At 38.9% G+C, this 15238-nt stretch carries 10 protein-coding genes; 4 read left to right on the plus strand and 6 right to left on the minus strand.

The window, feature by feature from the left end:
• Nucleotides 1-334 precede the first annotated feature (334 nt).
• The 3 genes from H6G68_RS22560 to H6G68_RS22570 form a co-directional block, all read right to left on the minus strand.
• Nucleotides 335-970, minus strand: coding sequence for a hypothetical protein (locus H6G68_RS22560; RefSeq protein WP_190908654.1), 636 nt, complete (start codon nucleotides 968-970; stop codon nucleotides 335-337).
• 167 nt (nucleotides 971-1137) lie between these two features.
• Nucleotides 1138-2418 carry a serine--tRNA ligase gene (gene serS / locus H6G68_RS22565; protein WP_190908655.1) on the minus strand — a complete coding sequence of 427 codons (1281 nt, stop codon included), beginning with the start codon at nucleotides 2416-2418 and terminating at the stop codon, nucleotides 1138-1140.
• Between the two features lie 82 nt (nucleotides 2419-2500).
• Nucleotides 2501-3073, minus strand: coding sequence for a DUF3611 family protein (locus tag H6G68_RS22570; RefSeq protein ID WP_127054609.1), 573 nt, complete (start codon nucleotides 3071-3073; stop codon nucleotides 2501-2503).
• Between the two features lie 145 nt (nucleotides 3074-3218).
• On the opposite strand from H6G68_RS22570, the gene H6G68_RS22575 reads away from it, so the two are divergent.
• Nucleotides 3219-3749: a cofactor assembly of complex C subunit B gene (locus tag H6G68_RS22575; RefSeq protein WP_190908656.1), complete on the plus strand. Its 531-nt coding sequence runs from the start codon at nucleotides 3219-3221 to the stop codon at nucleotides 3747-3749.
• A 456-nt stretch (nucleotides 3750-4205) separates the two neighbouring features.
• Here H6G68_RS22575 and H6G68_RS22580 read toward each other — a convergent pair whose 3' ends face one another.
• On the minus strand, nucleotides 4206-4523 hold the full coding sequence (locus H6G68_RS22580; RefSeq protein ID WP_071188373.1) for a DUF3155 domain-containing protein: 318 nt from the start codon (nucleotides 4521-4523) through the stop codon (nucleotides 4206-4208).
• 573 nt (nucleotides 4524-5096) lie between these two features.
• Between H6G68_RS22580 and H6G68_RS22585 the strand changes: the two genes are divergently transcribed.
• Nucleotides 5097-6449 carry a GAF domain-containing sensor histidine kinase gene (locus H6G68_RS22585; protein ID WP_190908657.1) on the plus strand — a complete coding sequence of 451 codons (1353 nt, stop codon included), beginning with the start codon at nucleotides 5097-5099 and terminating at the stop codon, nucleotides 6447-6449.
• A gap of 146 nt (nucleotides 6450-6595) precedes the next feature.
• Here the strand turns inward: H6G68_RS22585 and H6G68_RS22590 are convergent, their stop codons facing one another.
• The gene (locus tag H6G68_RS22590) at nucleotides 6596-7837 is read right to left on the minus strand and encodes an S-layer homology domain-containing protein (protein WP_190908658.1); all 1242 of its coding nucleotides are present in this window, start codon (nucleotides 7835-7837) and stop codon (nucleotides 6596-6598) included.
• A gap of 350 nt (nucleotides 7838-8187) precedes the next feature.
• Nucleotides 8188-8877: a conjugal transfer protein TrbI gene (locus H6G68_RS22595; RefSeq protein WP_190908683.1), complete on the minus strand. Its 690-nt coding sequence runs from the start codon at nucleotides 8875-8877 to the stop codon at nucleotides 8188-8190.
• A gap of 649 nt (nucleotides 8878-9526) precedes the next feature.
• Between H6G68_RS22595 and sbcC the strand changes: the two genes are divergently transcribed.
• Both sbcC and H6G68_RS22605 read left to right on the plus strand, forming a co-directional pair.
• Nucleotides 9527-12550 (plus strand): exonuclease subunit SbcC, encoded by a 3024-nt coding sequence (gene sbcC / locus H6G68_RS22600; RefSeq protein ID WP_190908659.1) that lies wholly within the window; start codon nucleotides 9527-9529, stop codon nucleotides 12548-12550.
• Nucleotides 12551-13332: 782 nt separating this feature from the next.
• Nucleotides 13333-15234, plus strand: coding sequence for a putative bifunctional diguanylate cyclase/phosphodiesterase (locus H6G68_RS22605; RefSeq protein WP_190908660.1), 1902 nt, complete (start codon nucleotides 13333-13335; stop codon nucleotides 15232-15234).
• Nucleotides 15235-15238: the final 4 nt, after the last annotated feature.

The raw sequence follows: 15238 nt of genomic DNA on the forward strand, positions 1-15238 counted from the left end.
GGCATCTCTAACGCTTATTTTAGCGTACCAGCCAGCTACCTTTGCATTGGGGCATCTCACTTTTAAAAGCAGTGGCAGTAACACTTTAGCTATTTCCGGAGATGTCTATTGTATATAAATCCCCAAAATTGGCAATTTTCAAGTATTCATAGATTTATCAAGCAAGGAATTTATCCTCCAAATTGGGGTGTTGATGTAATTCTCCATATCCCATCCAGTGATTTGTATGATTAACGTAGGGTGTGTTAGCGTCAGCGTAACGCACCGATTAAATATCAATAAAAAACGGTGCGTTAATGAAATGTAACGCACCCTACAAGATTAGCGATCGCACTCAAGTACGGTTAGGTTTACTGATGTGACTAGCTTGCATCTGTGACACGGAAGATTCAGCCATATACTTATCAAAATCGCTAATAAACAAACCTAAAATCTTACCTTGAGATAAGCCTTTATTACTATGGCCAAGATCCTTACGTATAGCTAGTAGTAAATCTTCTATAAGTAAGGCGATCTCTCTACCATCACCAGTATCATTATTGTTCTTAAATTTATAAAATTTTTGCAAAATATCATCCGATCCCCAAACTATAATTTTCTCAGTAAAGCTAAACATAAAGTTTTCCATTTCGTCTTCTGGAAGTTGCTCACCTTTTTTTACTGACTTCACAATCTTAAAAACAAAATTAATTAGTTCTTCGTAGACTGGAATTTTCTTATCACGGTTATCCTGGATAATTTTTACCCTCTGTTCTAAAAACTTGGAAATAAGAACTGAAAATACAGATACAAGAACAGTCGCTGTAGCTGCGACTATTGCAGCAGCAACTCGAGGATCAAGTTCAAGAAGTAAATCTACGAGAATTTTGATAATTGTGTAAATAAAAGCACAGATCAAAGCCAGAAGTAAAAATCCCAACAGATTTTGTATCGCAGATTGTTGTTTTTGCTGCATTGTATCTACTTGCATAATTAAGAATAGACATATTATAGGGTTTTAAATTTGAGTTTTGCCAAACTAATTGTATCTTCAACCCATATCGGAGCATAAGCCTCTATATATTTTGAAAAAATAAATATCGTTTATCAAAACACTTGTAGAGACGCACCCAAAAAACGCCTCTACAAAAACCTAAACTACAAAACCTCCCTCCCTAAAAACGATCGCAAAACCTCCGGTACTTTAATCGTCCCATCTGGTTGCTGATAATTCTCCAAAATCGCCGCCATAGTCCTTCCCACAGCCAAACCAGAACCATTCAACGTATGCACAAATTGCGTCCCTTTCTTACCAGCTTCCTTAAAGCGAATATCCGCCCGTCGTGCTTGAAAATCAACACAATTAGAACAACTAGAAATCTCTCGATACTTCCCAGAAGAAGGCAACCAAACCTCTAAATCATAGGTCTTTGTTGCCCCAAAACCTAAATCAGCAGTACATAAATTAATCACTCGATAAGGCAATTTTAAAGCTTGTAAAATACTCTCTGCACTTCCAACTAACTTCTCTAATTCATCAAAGGAATTTTCCGGCTTTACTAATTTCACCAACTCAACTTTATTGAATTGATGCAACCGAATTAAACCCCGCATATCTCTGCCATAACTTCCTGCTTCTCGACGAAAACATGGCGTATATGCACAGTGATAAATGGGTAATTCTTCCGCGTTGATAATTTCGCCCCGATAAAAGTTAGTAACCGGAACTTCCGCAGTTGGGATTAACCACAATTCATCATCTGCACATTTAAAACTTTCTTCTGCAAACTTCGGTAATTGTCCAGTTCCCGTTAAAGAATCTGTATTTACTAACAACGGTGGACTAACTTCTACATACCCATTTTCAATATGCTTAGAAAGCATAAATTGAATTAACGCTCTTTCTAAAGCAGCACCCGCACCGATAAGACTCACAAACCGACTTTGGGCAATTTTTACGGCTCTTTCAAAATTGAGAATACCCAGCTTTTCGCCAATTTCCCAATGTGGGAGAATATTTGGGTTTTGAGGCAGATATTCATCACCCCAACGGCGTACTTCTTGGTTATCATCTTCGCTCTTACCAATGGGTGTAGAATCACTGGGTAAGTTGGGAAGCGCCAAAACCAGTTGATCAATTTGGGCTTTTAGTTCTTTTTCTTGGGGTTCTAGTTCGCTTAATGTAGCTTTGAGAGAGTTACCTTCATCCTTTAAAGCTTGAATTTCTGGGTCTTGAGGATTAACACCAGATTTCACCTTTTGGCCAACTAGTTTACCAATTTCGTTGCTGCGGGCTTGGAGTTGATTCCGTTTTCCCTCCAGTTCCCGTTGCTTTTGATCTGACTCTAGTATGGGTTGGATGTCGTACTTACCACTACGACTGCTCAACCGTTCTTGAATCGATTGCGGATTTTCCCGTATTTGCTTAATATCCAGCACAATTTTTCTCAATCTTTTGTGAGTGGTTAGTTGTCAGTTGTGAGGAGAAAATATGAATATTATTATGCTCAATCCATACTTTTCATGGTTTAGTAATGCGATTCAGTAAAAACAGGGACACAACCAGTCCTGCAAAATGGGCTGAGACAGTGTTTGTGTTTGCCTGCACTACCAGCATATCTAAACCGCTAATAATCCGGGTGGGGTCAAATAGTTGGGTAGTTACAGCTTGGGGAGATATCGACCTCGCTACCAGTGTACCGACTATTGCTTGCGCCCCCAACAAAGTCACTAGTATCCCTCCTAAATTCACCCATAGTCCCAAGCGGATTACCTGCATAGTTTCAAGTTTACGCGGGCGATTGCTAGGATTGGGGGATTCTAGTTGTTTGCCAATTCTAGTGTAACGATAGGCTAAGTAAATACCCCCACCTAACACCACTATTCCACAAATTGCCAGAAATACACCAAATCCAGTTCCTGGATTATTATTGGGACTACCTGCTCTTTGACTAAATATGGCGAATAATAAAACTATAATCCCAGAGATAACACCCAGTACTAGTTGAATCCAAAAACTAATCCAACCTGCCAAGCGAAACGTTTGGGCAATGATCCGGAGATTAGAGGATGGAGCTTCGGAGTTTTGTGACATAAGGGACTGGGGATAAATTAAAAATTAAAAATTAAAAATTAAAAATTCCCGAAAATTTCTATTTGCGGATTTTTTTCTGTTGTCCGTAAATTCCAGAATAATTGATAATAGATAAATCTGAACAGTCAAAAATTAAGAATTATTTATGGATACTGCTATTGTGCAATCTACGCTGCTGCTAACTTTATTATTATCGATTGGATTGTTTTTCTTTATTCGTGCTGCTACCAAAGACCGAACCGAAAGAGCGCAATTAGTTTCTGAGCAAGATGAAACGACTCTGATGAACCAATTAAAGGAGTATTTTCGCTCCCGTTCTTACCAAGTAACAGCGGTGGACAGAGAAAAGAACCAAGTGACTTTTGAAGGTTTTGTCAGACCTAGCTGGTTTTTAGCTATATTTTTGACATTACTGGCTGCGGTGGGTCTTGTTTGCTTATCACTGGTTTTGTCGTTTCTTTTTTCTAGCCAAAGTAAATTTTTGTTGGTACTAGTCCTACTTTCACCTTTGAGCGGGTTATTTTATTGGCGAAAAGCTGGAAGAATTGAGAAAGTGTCACTCAAATTGGAAACAATCCAGGGCGAACAACACTCCTCAACTAAAATCACTGTTATTGCCCATCGAGATGAACTTGCTGAGTTACAAAGGGCTTTACAGTTAAAGACGGATGACTGAAGGTTGGGTTTTCAGATCATCACTCAATTAATGATGAGAGAGACTTCTGACTGACTTTTGAGGACATGAAATAGTAGGGAGGAGGCAAAACAAATCGGGGATTGCCAGTTTGCCTGACGAGTAGTTTCGTAAGGAAAATTGAGATTCGTTGGTAGAGTGTGTGGGCGATTGAAGCTCTGAGAGTACCACTCTACGCTTCGCTTTTCAATGCCTTTGACTCTGTCGCTACTCCCCGCTGCATCAGCATACTAGATAGATATCAACTCCCCCAACTAAGCAGGCTGAAAAGGAGTTGATCATCTAATGTGGAGAAGCTCGACTGGCGGTTTTTCAGCTACAAACTTAAAAAAAATGGAATTTTTGCATAAACTGATCAATTTGGCCAGTTAATTATTGTCAGAGTCAGAAGTTAGAAGTCAGAAGTCACATTCAAGACGGTAAATAACCATTTACAGGTTATCGACTAGCTACAGCAACTAGTTCTTGTCCAGTCGGAGGTTCTAGAACTCGCAGGCTGGGAAACAAGAAATGATTCTCTTCTACGTATTGAGCGCCAAACAGTCCTTTTTCTGCCCAGAAATAACGGTCTGTTGTGTGTTCGTTGCGTTTTACAAGTAGCAAGGCCGGTGGCAAAATACCTTCAGCTTGAATGAACTTTCTTGCTGCTGTCACAGGTTTATCTTCGCCGCTTTCGATGCTATATTGAGGCACATGCTCCAGAATTCGCCGTCCTTCCTGGCGACGACGACTCTTCCTTTTACGTCTCCTTGCCAACCTATTGTCCTCCTCTTTCAAGCTATAAGATTGTAGTGATAGCTACAAAACCCGTCGTAATTATATAAGTTATAGTTTAAAAAATCAATGGTTTTTAATGTTTTGATACAAGGAATGTAATATGGTTGAATTTAGAGTAATTCTCAGTACCTATTACACCTGCTCAAAGAAAAACTATAGCAATCCTCAATTATCTGCCTTTCAGGCACGCTATCCAAACGTGAGAAAGTTGGAAACAATTGGGCGAATAGAATATATCATCCGGCAAGCTAAGAACGTTAGCGTTCACTTCGGGTGCCGTAGGCATAAGATAATGTGCCTTGAAGTTGCCAAATCCTCAGCCTTGGAAAGACCCTCTTAGGCTCTGATGTAGTTTAAATGATAATCAGCATAGTTCCTCGGAAAAAACCAGCTTTTTTCTCTTTTGCTGATAAATTTTAGTGGTAATATCATTCCCCAGAATAAAGCATGAGAGAGAAGATTTAGTTAAGCTGTATTAAATGAGGTCGGAAAAAACATAGCATCTTTTTTAATTTTCCCGGCAAGTCTGTAACCCTGAGCAAGAGCTAAAAAATGTTAATGTCTGCCAGTTCGGATTTTATTGCTCTGTGTCGAGAGCAAATATCATTGCTAACTCAAGGGCTGGGAGCTTCTTTGAGTGTTGTCTATTTAACACAAGAATTGGTAGAAACGTCCACAGGTGAGGCGCAATTAATTCCCGTGGTTGTCTATCCAGAGACGGGAGTATTAAGGCAGGGGGATGAATCGGCTGAGGGGAATCTAAACAAGCACATACCAACTGGCAATGTTTTGGCATTACCGAATCGCCGAAAATTACTGACCGCAGGAGGATTTTCTCCTCATCCATCACAGGAGTCTGGTACGAGGAATACAGATGAAAGCAATTTCCAGGAGGAATATCTACTCACTGGCAATCAAATTGTTTTACCTTTGATTTATGAAGGTGTGATGATGGGGTTATTGGTGACTGGTAGGGAAGATAGAGCCTGGAATGAACGAGAGGAAAGTCAAATCCAGCGGATAGCTCAGACTATGGCGATCGCTTGTATTTTAGATCAACGTCGAGCTTGGTTGCAGCAGCAGCTACATCAACAACAGATTCTGCAAGAACAGCAACGGGATTTATTAGATAACCTTTTGCACCAGTTCCGTAACCCTTTAACAGCTATCAGAACTTTTGGTAAACTGCTATTTAAGCGACTGCGACAGGTAGATCCTAACCGAGATGTAGCGACTAGTATAGTGCGAGAGAGCGATCGCCTCCAAGAGTTGCTGCAACAGTTTGATCAAGTCATTGATTTAACAGAAGCAGATTTAACTGCAATTTCTCTGCCTGAATCTGAGTTTGTTGTTGAGGCATCTGTGCAAAAATCTCCCCAGCAGGTACTACTATTGCCTGGTACGGGAGAAAAGATGACTGATTGTTCATTAGCAGAGTTGTTAACACCATTATTAGTATCGGCTCAAGCCATTGCCCAAGAGCGAAATCTGCAATTGCTCACAGATATTCCTCACAACTTACCATTTGTACAAGCTAATATCAAAGCATTACGAGAAGTTTTGAGTAATATTATTGATAATGCTTTAAAATATACTCCGGCTGGCGGCAAGATTAGGATTCAAGCCGGACAAAAAAGAGGAAATTTTCAAGGTATAGCTATTAGTGATAATGGGCCTGGGATTCCCCCTGAAGATTTAGAGCATTTGGGGGAAAGACATTACCGAGGTGTACAGGCGCAAACAGAAATTCCTGGTACGGGTTTAGGGATAGCGATCGCTAAACAATTAATAGAGCAAATGCAGGGCAAAATAGAGGTTTTTAGCCCTGCACTCCAATCAGATTTGACTACATCCTCAACCCCAGGAACCACAGTTATTATTTGGTTACTTGAAGTTATTAATTAGATATTTCCAAGAAAGAATAGAAACCCGGAAAAAGCGCATTTTCTCTGCATTTATCTGCGGTTAATTATTCTTTTTTTGGTATTTCTCACTCTTCTATATATTCGTTATTGGTCATGAATTATGGGACATGAGCAAATAACCAATCACTATTGAAGAGAGATTACGAGGTTTTGATCGACTCTCATATCTAAATCGGTGTTAGGTTCAATGGCGATTAAATCAATACTAGTTTTCCCAAAGAACAAACCAATTAACGCCCCAATACCAGCACCACCTAAAACTTCTTCAGTGGCAATAGCGCGATCGCCTGTAACCGCAGATACACCTGCTGCTGCTGCTGCTCCCAATACGGTATTTTTGAGAATTGAACTAATATTACTGCCTTTTTTGACAGTTTCAGTTTTGGTAATCACATCAGAAGAAGCACTAATGTTATATTCTTTACCTGTTGTCAAAATTAATTTTTCAGCAACAAATTGAGAACCACCTTGAGCCGGTTTGAGTTTACCAATAACTTGACTACCCGCGGGTATCACCACTGTTCCATCTTGGGTAATTACGTTTTGTGATGTTATCAGAGTTAAAGGTGCAGTTTCGTCTTTAGTGACGAGAATTTTTTCTGCCTGTTCATACTTCACAGGGATAGTAGTTCCTTGAGGAATGGTGACAGATGTGAGTGGGGGTGGGGTAACTTGAAGAGAGACAACATAAGGTGAGTTAATTACTGTGGCTTGATTAGAACTAACCAAGGCTTGGTAAATAAACGCGGCTACTTGCGCCCTAGAAGCTGTAATAGTAGGATTGAGGAACTTGACATTAGGATAGTTGACGACAATTTGCTTTTGAGTAGCCGCAGCTATGGGACTACGAGCATAGCCAGAGATATTAGAGGCATCGTTGAAATATTGCAGAGTTGCTTCAACATTGCCAGTGGTAACATATTCTAAACCATTGGCAAGGGAAACTAGAACCTGTTCACGGGGAATAGCTTGGTTAGGTCTGAATTGGTTGCCAGGATATCCAGATAAGAAACCGATGGTGTAGGCTTGCCGAATGGCGTTGTATGCCCAGTAGTTGCTGGGTACGTCATTAAAATTAATTGCCGGTCGTTGTGCTGATCTGTTAAAAGCTTTATTGATCATCGCGGCAAATTGAGCGCGTGTGACCGGCTCTTCTGGACGGAATGTACCATCAGGAAATCCGGCAATTACACCTCGCTGGGATAATTGCTGAATAAACTGTGATGCCCAGTAGTTAGAGGAAACATCCGAAAAACTAGTTTGAGCGTATGTGGGTGTAGCTGTAAATAAAGGTGCTACTGAACCTGCTGTAACACTCAAAGCCATGATGAGGGCTGTTTTTGATTGCCATTGATTTAAAGTAAACATTGGTATTACTCCTCTAAAATTATTTGTTCTTTCTGTTAACTACATCTGTTAACTACTTAGACCATTTTGACAATAAACGGTTCCCACCAGTTTATATATTTGGTAACTACTTTTACTTATAGCTTCTGTACCATTGGTTATAGTATCATGTTTGGTTGAATACTTAATCATTGAATTTGACACAGGAACTTGGAAGGAAATGCGGAAATTATGGTGTGAGTTTTGGGCTGTTGGTCTTTAGCAATAAGGTAAGTAGACATGACTGAGTATACAAAATCAAGCGATCGCACACAATATTTACAGTGGCGATCGCTATTTAAGAGTTATTAGAGTCACGACTTCAGTTAAGTCTAGTTACGAGGTATCACCAAATTTGACTGAAGTGTGATAGATAAATCATCTTCTGGCCGGAGAACGAAGACATCAACAGATTTTTTCCGCAACAGCACACTGGCTAAAGCACCAGCCGCACCACCAGCAATAGGTTCTAACACTTCAATCTTTTTGTTACCTGTCAACAATGAAATGACGGTAGCAGCACCTGCACCAATAGCTGCATCAGTTAATATTTGTCCAGTATCGCTGCCTTTGGAGATTCTTTCAGTTTGGGAGATTGTTTGAGAATTAGCATTAATCTGTAACCTCCGCCCTGAGGAGAATACCAATTCTTTGGCTACAAAACGCACACCTTTATTATTATTGCTGCGGCTCGGATAATTATTGTATAGGTTAACAGGTTCTAGCTGTCCAACAACTTCTGTATTAGCAGGAATTAAAACATTTCTATTACCGTCGATAATGTCGTTGCGTATTCTCAATGTTAGGGACGAAGTTTCCCCTGGAGTGACAATTACTTTCTCTTTTTCGTAAGTCACAGGAAAGGTGACTCTGGCCGGAATAGTAGTTATTCTGGATTGATTCAGATTGAATCTTTGTGCTTGAACAGGCTCAAAGGTAAATAAGGGCGTAGCTGCACCAGTTGTAATTGCTATTGCCATGAGTGCAGCGGTGCTAGATTTCCAACGATGAAGACGACTCATAAAGTGGGTTCCAATAATGTCTGATTGATATCTGTTGTGACGTGGATTTATGGGGATAGTTTCTGATATTTTTTCAACTTTAGATTCCACTTTTTCCCCAGTGGATAAGTCTGAATTATGTGGTTAATATATGATTGTTACACTAACTTTTGAGCTTACTAATGTGGGTGCAGCAATGGCTGATTAGAGTATTCTATGACGTAAGTTTGCAGAGATTGTTCCTGAAGTTTTTTCTATGGCTTATGCATATACGATCGCAATTTTCATAGATATCTATAGGACTCCAGTTTGACTTATGATAGCTTGCGTGGCGTAACCATACTTACTCGTAGAGGCAGGGAACTCCTAACGGGGAACAGGAAAGAAGGTAGATGAGTAGGGGTAAAGCACTGTGCTAAATCCCTACATAAATCAAATCGGACTGCTGTAATCCAAAATCAGATGACGCTGTCTCTTAACCCAACCGACAATTTTCTTGATTAATTTCTCATCGAACCATCAAATAGGAAAAAATAAGTCTATGTATTGTAAATTTTTGTAAAATAGATGTCTTCAAGACTAGAAACCTGTTGTTTGAATCGCTAAACTAACAAAGAAGTGCATCTGTACTGTTAATTATTAAAATTGTAAATGTGGCGCTATAGCCTGAATGATCCCAGTACAACTTATCCTCAAAAACTTTCTTAGTTACCGTGATGCAACTTTAGATTTTGGCGGTTTGCATACGGCTTGTATTTGCGGTTCCAATGGTGCGGGTAAATCTTCTCTTCTTGAAGCTATCACTTGGGCAATTTGGGGTGAAAGCCGTGCCACGGTGGAAGATGATGTGATTTATTCTGGAGCAAAAGAAGTCAGAGTTGATTTTACTTTCCATAATAACCAACAACAATATCGGGTGATTCGTACCCGTCTGCGAGGTGGAAATAGCGTCCTAGAATTTCAAATTGAAACTCCTGCGGGCTTTCGTCCCCTAACTGGTAAAGGGGTAAGAGCAACTCAGGATGTGATTATACAACATATCAAGCTCGATTACGATACTTTTATTAATTCGGCTTACTTACGTCAAGGACGAGCCGATGAATTCATGCTCAAACGTCCCAATGAGCGCAAGGAAATTTTAGCGGAGTTATTAAAACTCAATCAATATGATGAATTAGAAGAACGAGCAAAGGATAGTTTTAAAAAGTACAAATTCCGAATAGAGGATTTGGAGCGTTCTTTGGAGGGAATTAAAACCCAACTCCAACAACGGGAGATCACAAAGACGCAAAGAGCAGAGTTAGAAGCCCAACTGAATAACCTGCAACAGATGCAAGCTTTGGACAATATTCAATTACAAAGTTTGCAAGTTGTCCAACACCAACACCAAAACTGGGAACAACAACTGAGTTTTGTGCGGCAACAATATCAAAATCTTAGCCAAGATTGCGATCGCTTGCATCAAGACCAATTAGCTGCAAAATCCCAACTTGCAGATTTACAAGCAATTCTCAGTCAAACAGCCGAAATTCAAGCTGGATACAGCCAATATCAAAGTCTGCGCTCTCAAGAAGAAGTTTTTGCTGCTAAATTTGAACAACATACCCGCGCTACAGGCTTACAACAACAACAGCAAAAACAGCTTAATAAACAAATTCAAGAAATTGAACGTCAACTGCAACAAGCCGAAGCTCAACTAGAAGCTTTAGAACAACAAGAGCGAGAAATTCAGCAAACTCTCACCAAATCCTCGGAAGTAGAAGCAGCTTTAGCGCAATTAGCTACCGCACGCAATCATTTGACTAATTTGGATCAATTGCAAATGCAAGTGAATCCTTTATTACAACAACGAGCCACTTTACAAAGTCAATTAGATCGCACTCATGCTGGATTATTAGCGCGACTAGAACAACTGCAAAATACAGAAAACCAACTCCAAAACCAACATCGTCGTCAACCCCAGCTACAACAAGCAGTAATGGATGTGGGTGTCCAAATTGAAGCATTAGAGAAAAAACGCGTTTATTTACAGAGAGTCCAAGAAAAGGGACAGGAACGCAGACACTTTATCGAACGTTTGCAAGCTCACCAACGGGACTACGAAAAATTACTTTCAGAACTAGAGCAAAAATTACAAATGCTCCAAAATCCCAATGCACTGTGTCCATTGTGCGAACGTCCTTTAGATGAACATCACTGGAATCGAGTCATCGAAAAAACTCAACTTGAATACGACGATACCCAAGGACAATTTTGGGTAGTGCGAGAACAAATGGCGGTTTCAGATAAAGAAATTCAGGTATTAAGACAAGAATATCGAGATATATCTCAGCAATTATCAGCTTATGATGCTTTAAGAGAAAAACGGGGACAATTGGCGGCACAGTTGCAAGCGACAACGGATATCCAAACACAGTTACAACAAATTGCGTTAGAAAAAGAACATTTAGAGCGTTCTTTACAAGGTAATTACGCCCCTGACAAACAAGCTGAACTTAAACAGTTAGACGAATATCTGCAACAACTTAATTATAGTGAACAAGATCATGCTTTAGCTCGAAGTGAAGTTGAGCGTTGGCGGTGGGCAGAAATTAAACAAGGTCAAATTAAAGAAGCAATTAAGCGTCAAACCAAATTAGCTGCTAGGAAACCGGAACTGCAAACTAATATTGCCCAACTGAAAACTAGAATTCAAGAAGAACAAACAGATTCTGATATTGCTAGACAGATAGAAGCTTTAACTGAGCAAATTGCGGAACTTAATTACAGTGCTGAAGAACATAATCGCCTGCGTCAAGCTGTTCGTGAGCTTCAATCTTGGCATTTGCGTTATCAACAATTATTATCTGCTCAGGAGCAATATCCTCAATTGCAAACGAAATTGCAAGATTTGGCAACTTCTCAAAATAGCAGATTAGCAGAACGGCAAAATTTCGCCGAACAAATTGACGCTATTGTTGAACAGTTAAAAGCAACAGCTAATCCCGTCGCCCAAATTCAGGCTTTAGAGCAGCAATTAGCAATTCGTAGGCGCGAACTTGATGAAAAAATCGCTAAGTTGGGGCGTTTAGAACAAATGGCGCACCAATTGGAAATGCTGCAAAGTCAGTATGAGCAAGAGCAGGAACAACTGCAAGCTTGTAAGCAGCAACAGCGTGTTTATCAGGAATTAGCCCAAGCTTTTGGGAAAAATGGTATCCAAGCTTTGATGATTGAAAATGTGTTACCTCAACTTGAAGCTGAGACAAATCAACTACTTTCGCGATTGAGTGCAAATCAGTTGCACGTCCAATTTGTGACGCAGAAGGCAGGAAGGAGTGGGAAGTCTAGTAAGAAAAATGCCAAGTTGATAGATACATTAGATATTTTAATTGCTGATGCTAGGGGGACACGAGCTTATGAAACTTATTCTGGTGGAGAAGCTTTTAGAATTAACTTTGCGATTCGGTTAGCGTTGGCGAAATTATTGGCGCAGCGTGCGGGTGCGGCGTTACAGTTGTTGATTATTGACGAAGGGTTTGGAACTCAGGATGGGGAAGGGTGCGATCGCTTGATTGCGGCGATTAATGCGATCGCTACTGATTTCGCCTGTATCCTCACTGTAACCCATATGCCCCACCTCAAAGAAGCCTTTCAAGCCCGGATTGAAGTGAATAAGACTCAGCAAGGTTCACAGCTATCTTTACTCGTTTAATCTACTAAATCACAACTCGGCTTTGATGTTCGTTTAAAGACTTATAATTAGGGCTGACACTCTGACGTGGTGACACTCTGACGCAGTGAGCGTGTTTGATCAACAATTTAGTCGGATTTGTTATAACTTGACATTGTGTAAGTTTATTAGTAATAATACGGGTGCTAGAGTTAAACGTCCACTAATACCGTTTCACTTTAAGGTTGATACAAATGGACAGACGCGGGGACGCGGGGACGCGGTGACGGGGACATTCATTTGTAGCTTTAATTAAGTGAATTGATATAACCAGCATTCAATATTGCAGATTACGCTGCAATAATATCGTACAGACTGTAGATTACTGCAAGCCTGTGATGCTCTTCCCTATTTATGATAGTGTTCCCTAAAAAACAACTGTTTGAGAAACTGATTGTATATGCAATCTAGCTTATCAATAAATCACCTGAAGCATCTGAATAGGGTCAAATAATCTTGTTGCATTTTATACAATAAGTTTAAATTACAAAAAACATATTAATCTGTTTACAGAGTGTGTAATTGAACTCATCTCTGCTAGGAGATAAAAGCTGCAATTAAAATACATATTACTATGGGAAAGTCACCCACCAAAGAGACAAAAAGCTGATAAAATTTGCTTTTTGCATATTGAATTGTGTAGACATACAGTAGATTATTTTAACTTTTAGAATGCTGTACTAGGTTATAAATCAGGGTTATTCATGCAGAATCAAAAATAAATAATAAAAAAACATAAGCATTCTACTAGAGCAAAGGCTAATATGATGATTGTAATATTCGGGGTGTTAATCTGCTTGGGAATTCAATTAATTGTTTTAGGCATCTTAAATTTTGTATTATCTAACTTCCGTAATCAAAGATTATTAAATAATAATTTATTTAATAAACCTGAAGATTATTTATTAAAGAAAATGCAATTGGAAATTGCTGAACGCCAGCGCATTCAACTAGAATTAGAAAAAATATTAGCTTTACAACAAGCGACACTCAACTCAACTGCGGACGGTATTTTAATAGTAGATAATCTAGGTAAAATTATAGCCTATAATCAAACTTTTCTGCAAATGTGGCAAATTCCCGAATTATTAATTAAGTCGGAAAATTACAGCCAAGTACTAAGATTAGCCATCAAACAACTCAAAAATCCCAGACATTATTTGGAGATATTCAAAAAAATCAGTCAAAATCCAGATACACAAATCACTGAGTCTATTTTTTTTCAAGATGGAAAAGTATTTGAACCTTATTCTCAATGGACTTATATTAGTGAAAAAAAAATTGGAAGAGTTTGGAGCTTTCGCAATATCACAGCCGAAAAATTAGTATCAGAAACAGTGAATTATCAAAATTTATATGATTCTTTGACGAATTTGCCAAACCGAGAATTATTCAAAAATACGCTCATCGCTTCTTTAGAAAAAGTCCGTAAAAATGGTAAATTAGCTGTGTGCTTTTTGGACTTAGATCGCTTTAAAAAAATCAATGAAACTTTAGGTTATGCTATTGGTGATCAACTGTTACAAATGGTTGCCCAACGCTTAACTGAATGTTTACGTGAGGGTGACATTGTTGCCCGTTGGGGAGGTGATGAGTTTACTATTCTGTTGCCAGGAATTAGTGATATCAAGGATGTAAATTTAATTCAAGATCAGATATTTGCAGCTTTTAAACAAGGATTTCAGATTGAAAATCACCACTTAAACATCAGCCTCAGTATTGGAATTGCTATCTATCCTTTGCATGGAAAAGATGCAGAAACATTGATGAAGAATGCTGATGCAGCTTTATATGGTGTACAATTACAAGGACGCAATAACTACGGACTATATCACACAGGTATTAATTCACAAGCTTCTGAATTGTTCATGTTAGAAAATAGCTTGCATAATGCCTTAGAGCGACAAGAACTTGAAGTTTATTACCAACCCCAGATCAATAGTTCTACGGGTGAAATTATAAAAATGGAAGCTCTGTTGCGTTGGCAACATCCAGAAATAGGTTTAATTTCACCAGCAAATTTTATCCCTATTGCTGAAGAAACTGGATTAATTTTACCAATTTCTGAATGGGTTTTAAAAACCGCCTGTTTACAAACTAAAGCATGGCAAAATGATTTGAATTTGCCATCTCTATCAATTGCTGTCAATCTATCAACTAGACAGTTCCAGCAACCAAACTTAGTTTGTATGATTAAAGAAATATTATCGGAAACTAAATTAAAAACAAAATATTTGGAGCTAGAACTTACAGAAACTGCTGCCATGCAGGACGTTGAATTAACTAAAAAAATTTTAAGTGAATTAGGTGATATAGGAATTACTATCTCGATAGATGACTTTGGTACAGGATATTCTTCGTTAAGTTATTTGAAAGATTTTCCTATTCATGCATTAAAAATTGACCGTTCTTTTATCTGCAATCTAGCCAATAGCAATAGCGATACAGCAATTATAACAGCGATAATTGCCTTAGCTAATGAACTGAATTTAGCAGTCGTTGCCGAAGGAGTAGAAACTCAAGAACAATTTGATTTATTACGACTTCTCGATTGTGAAGTTATGCAAGGGTATCTCTTTAGTTATCCCTTATCAGCAGATGATGCTACAATTATGCTAAAAGAATATCAACCAAAAAGAGTTAGGAACTCTTTTTTAGTTGGATAAAATT

This window comes from Anabaena catenula FACHB-362 (assembly GCF_014698735.1).
GTDB classification, from domain to species: Bacteria; Cyanobacteriota; Cyanobacteriia; order Cyanobacteriales; family Nostocaceae; genus Anabaena; species Anabaena variabilis_A.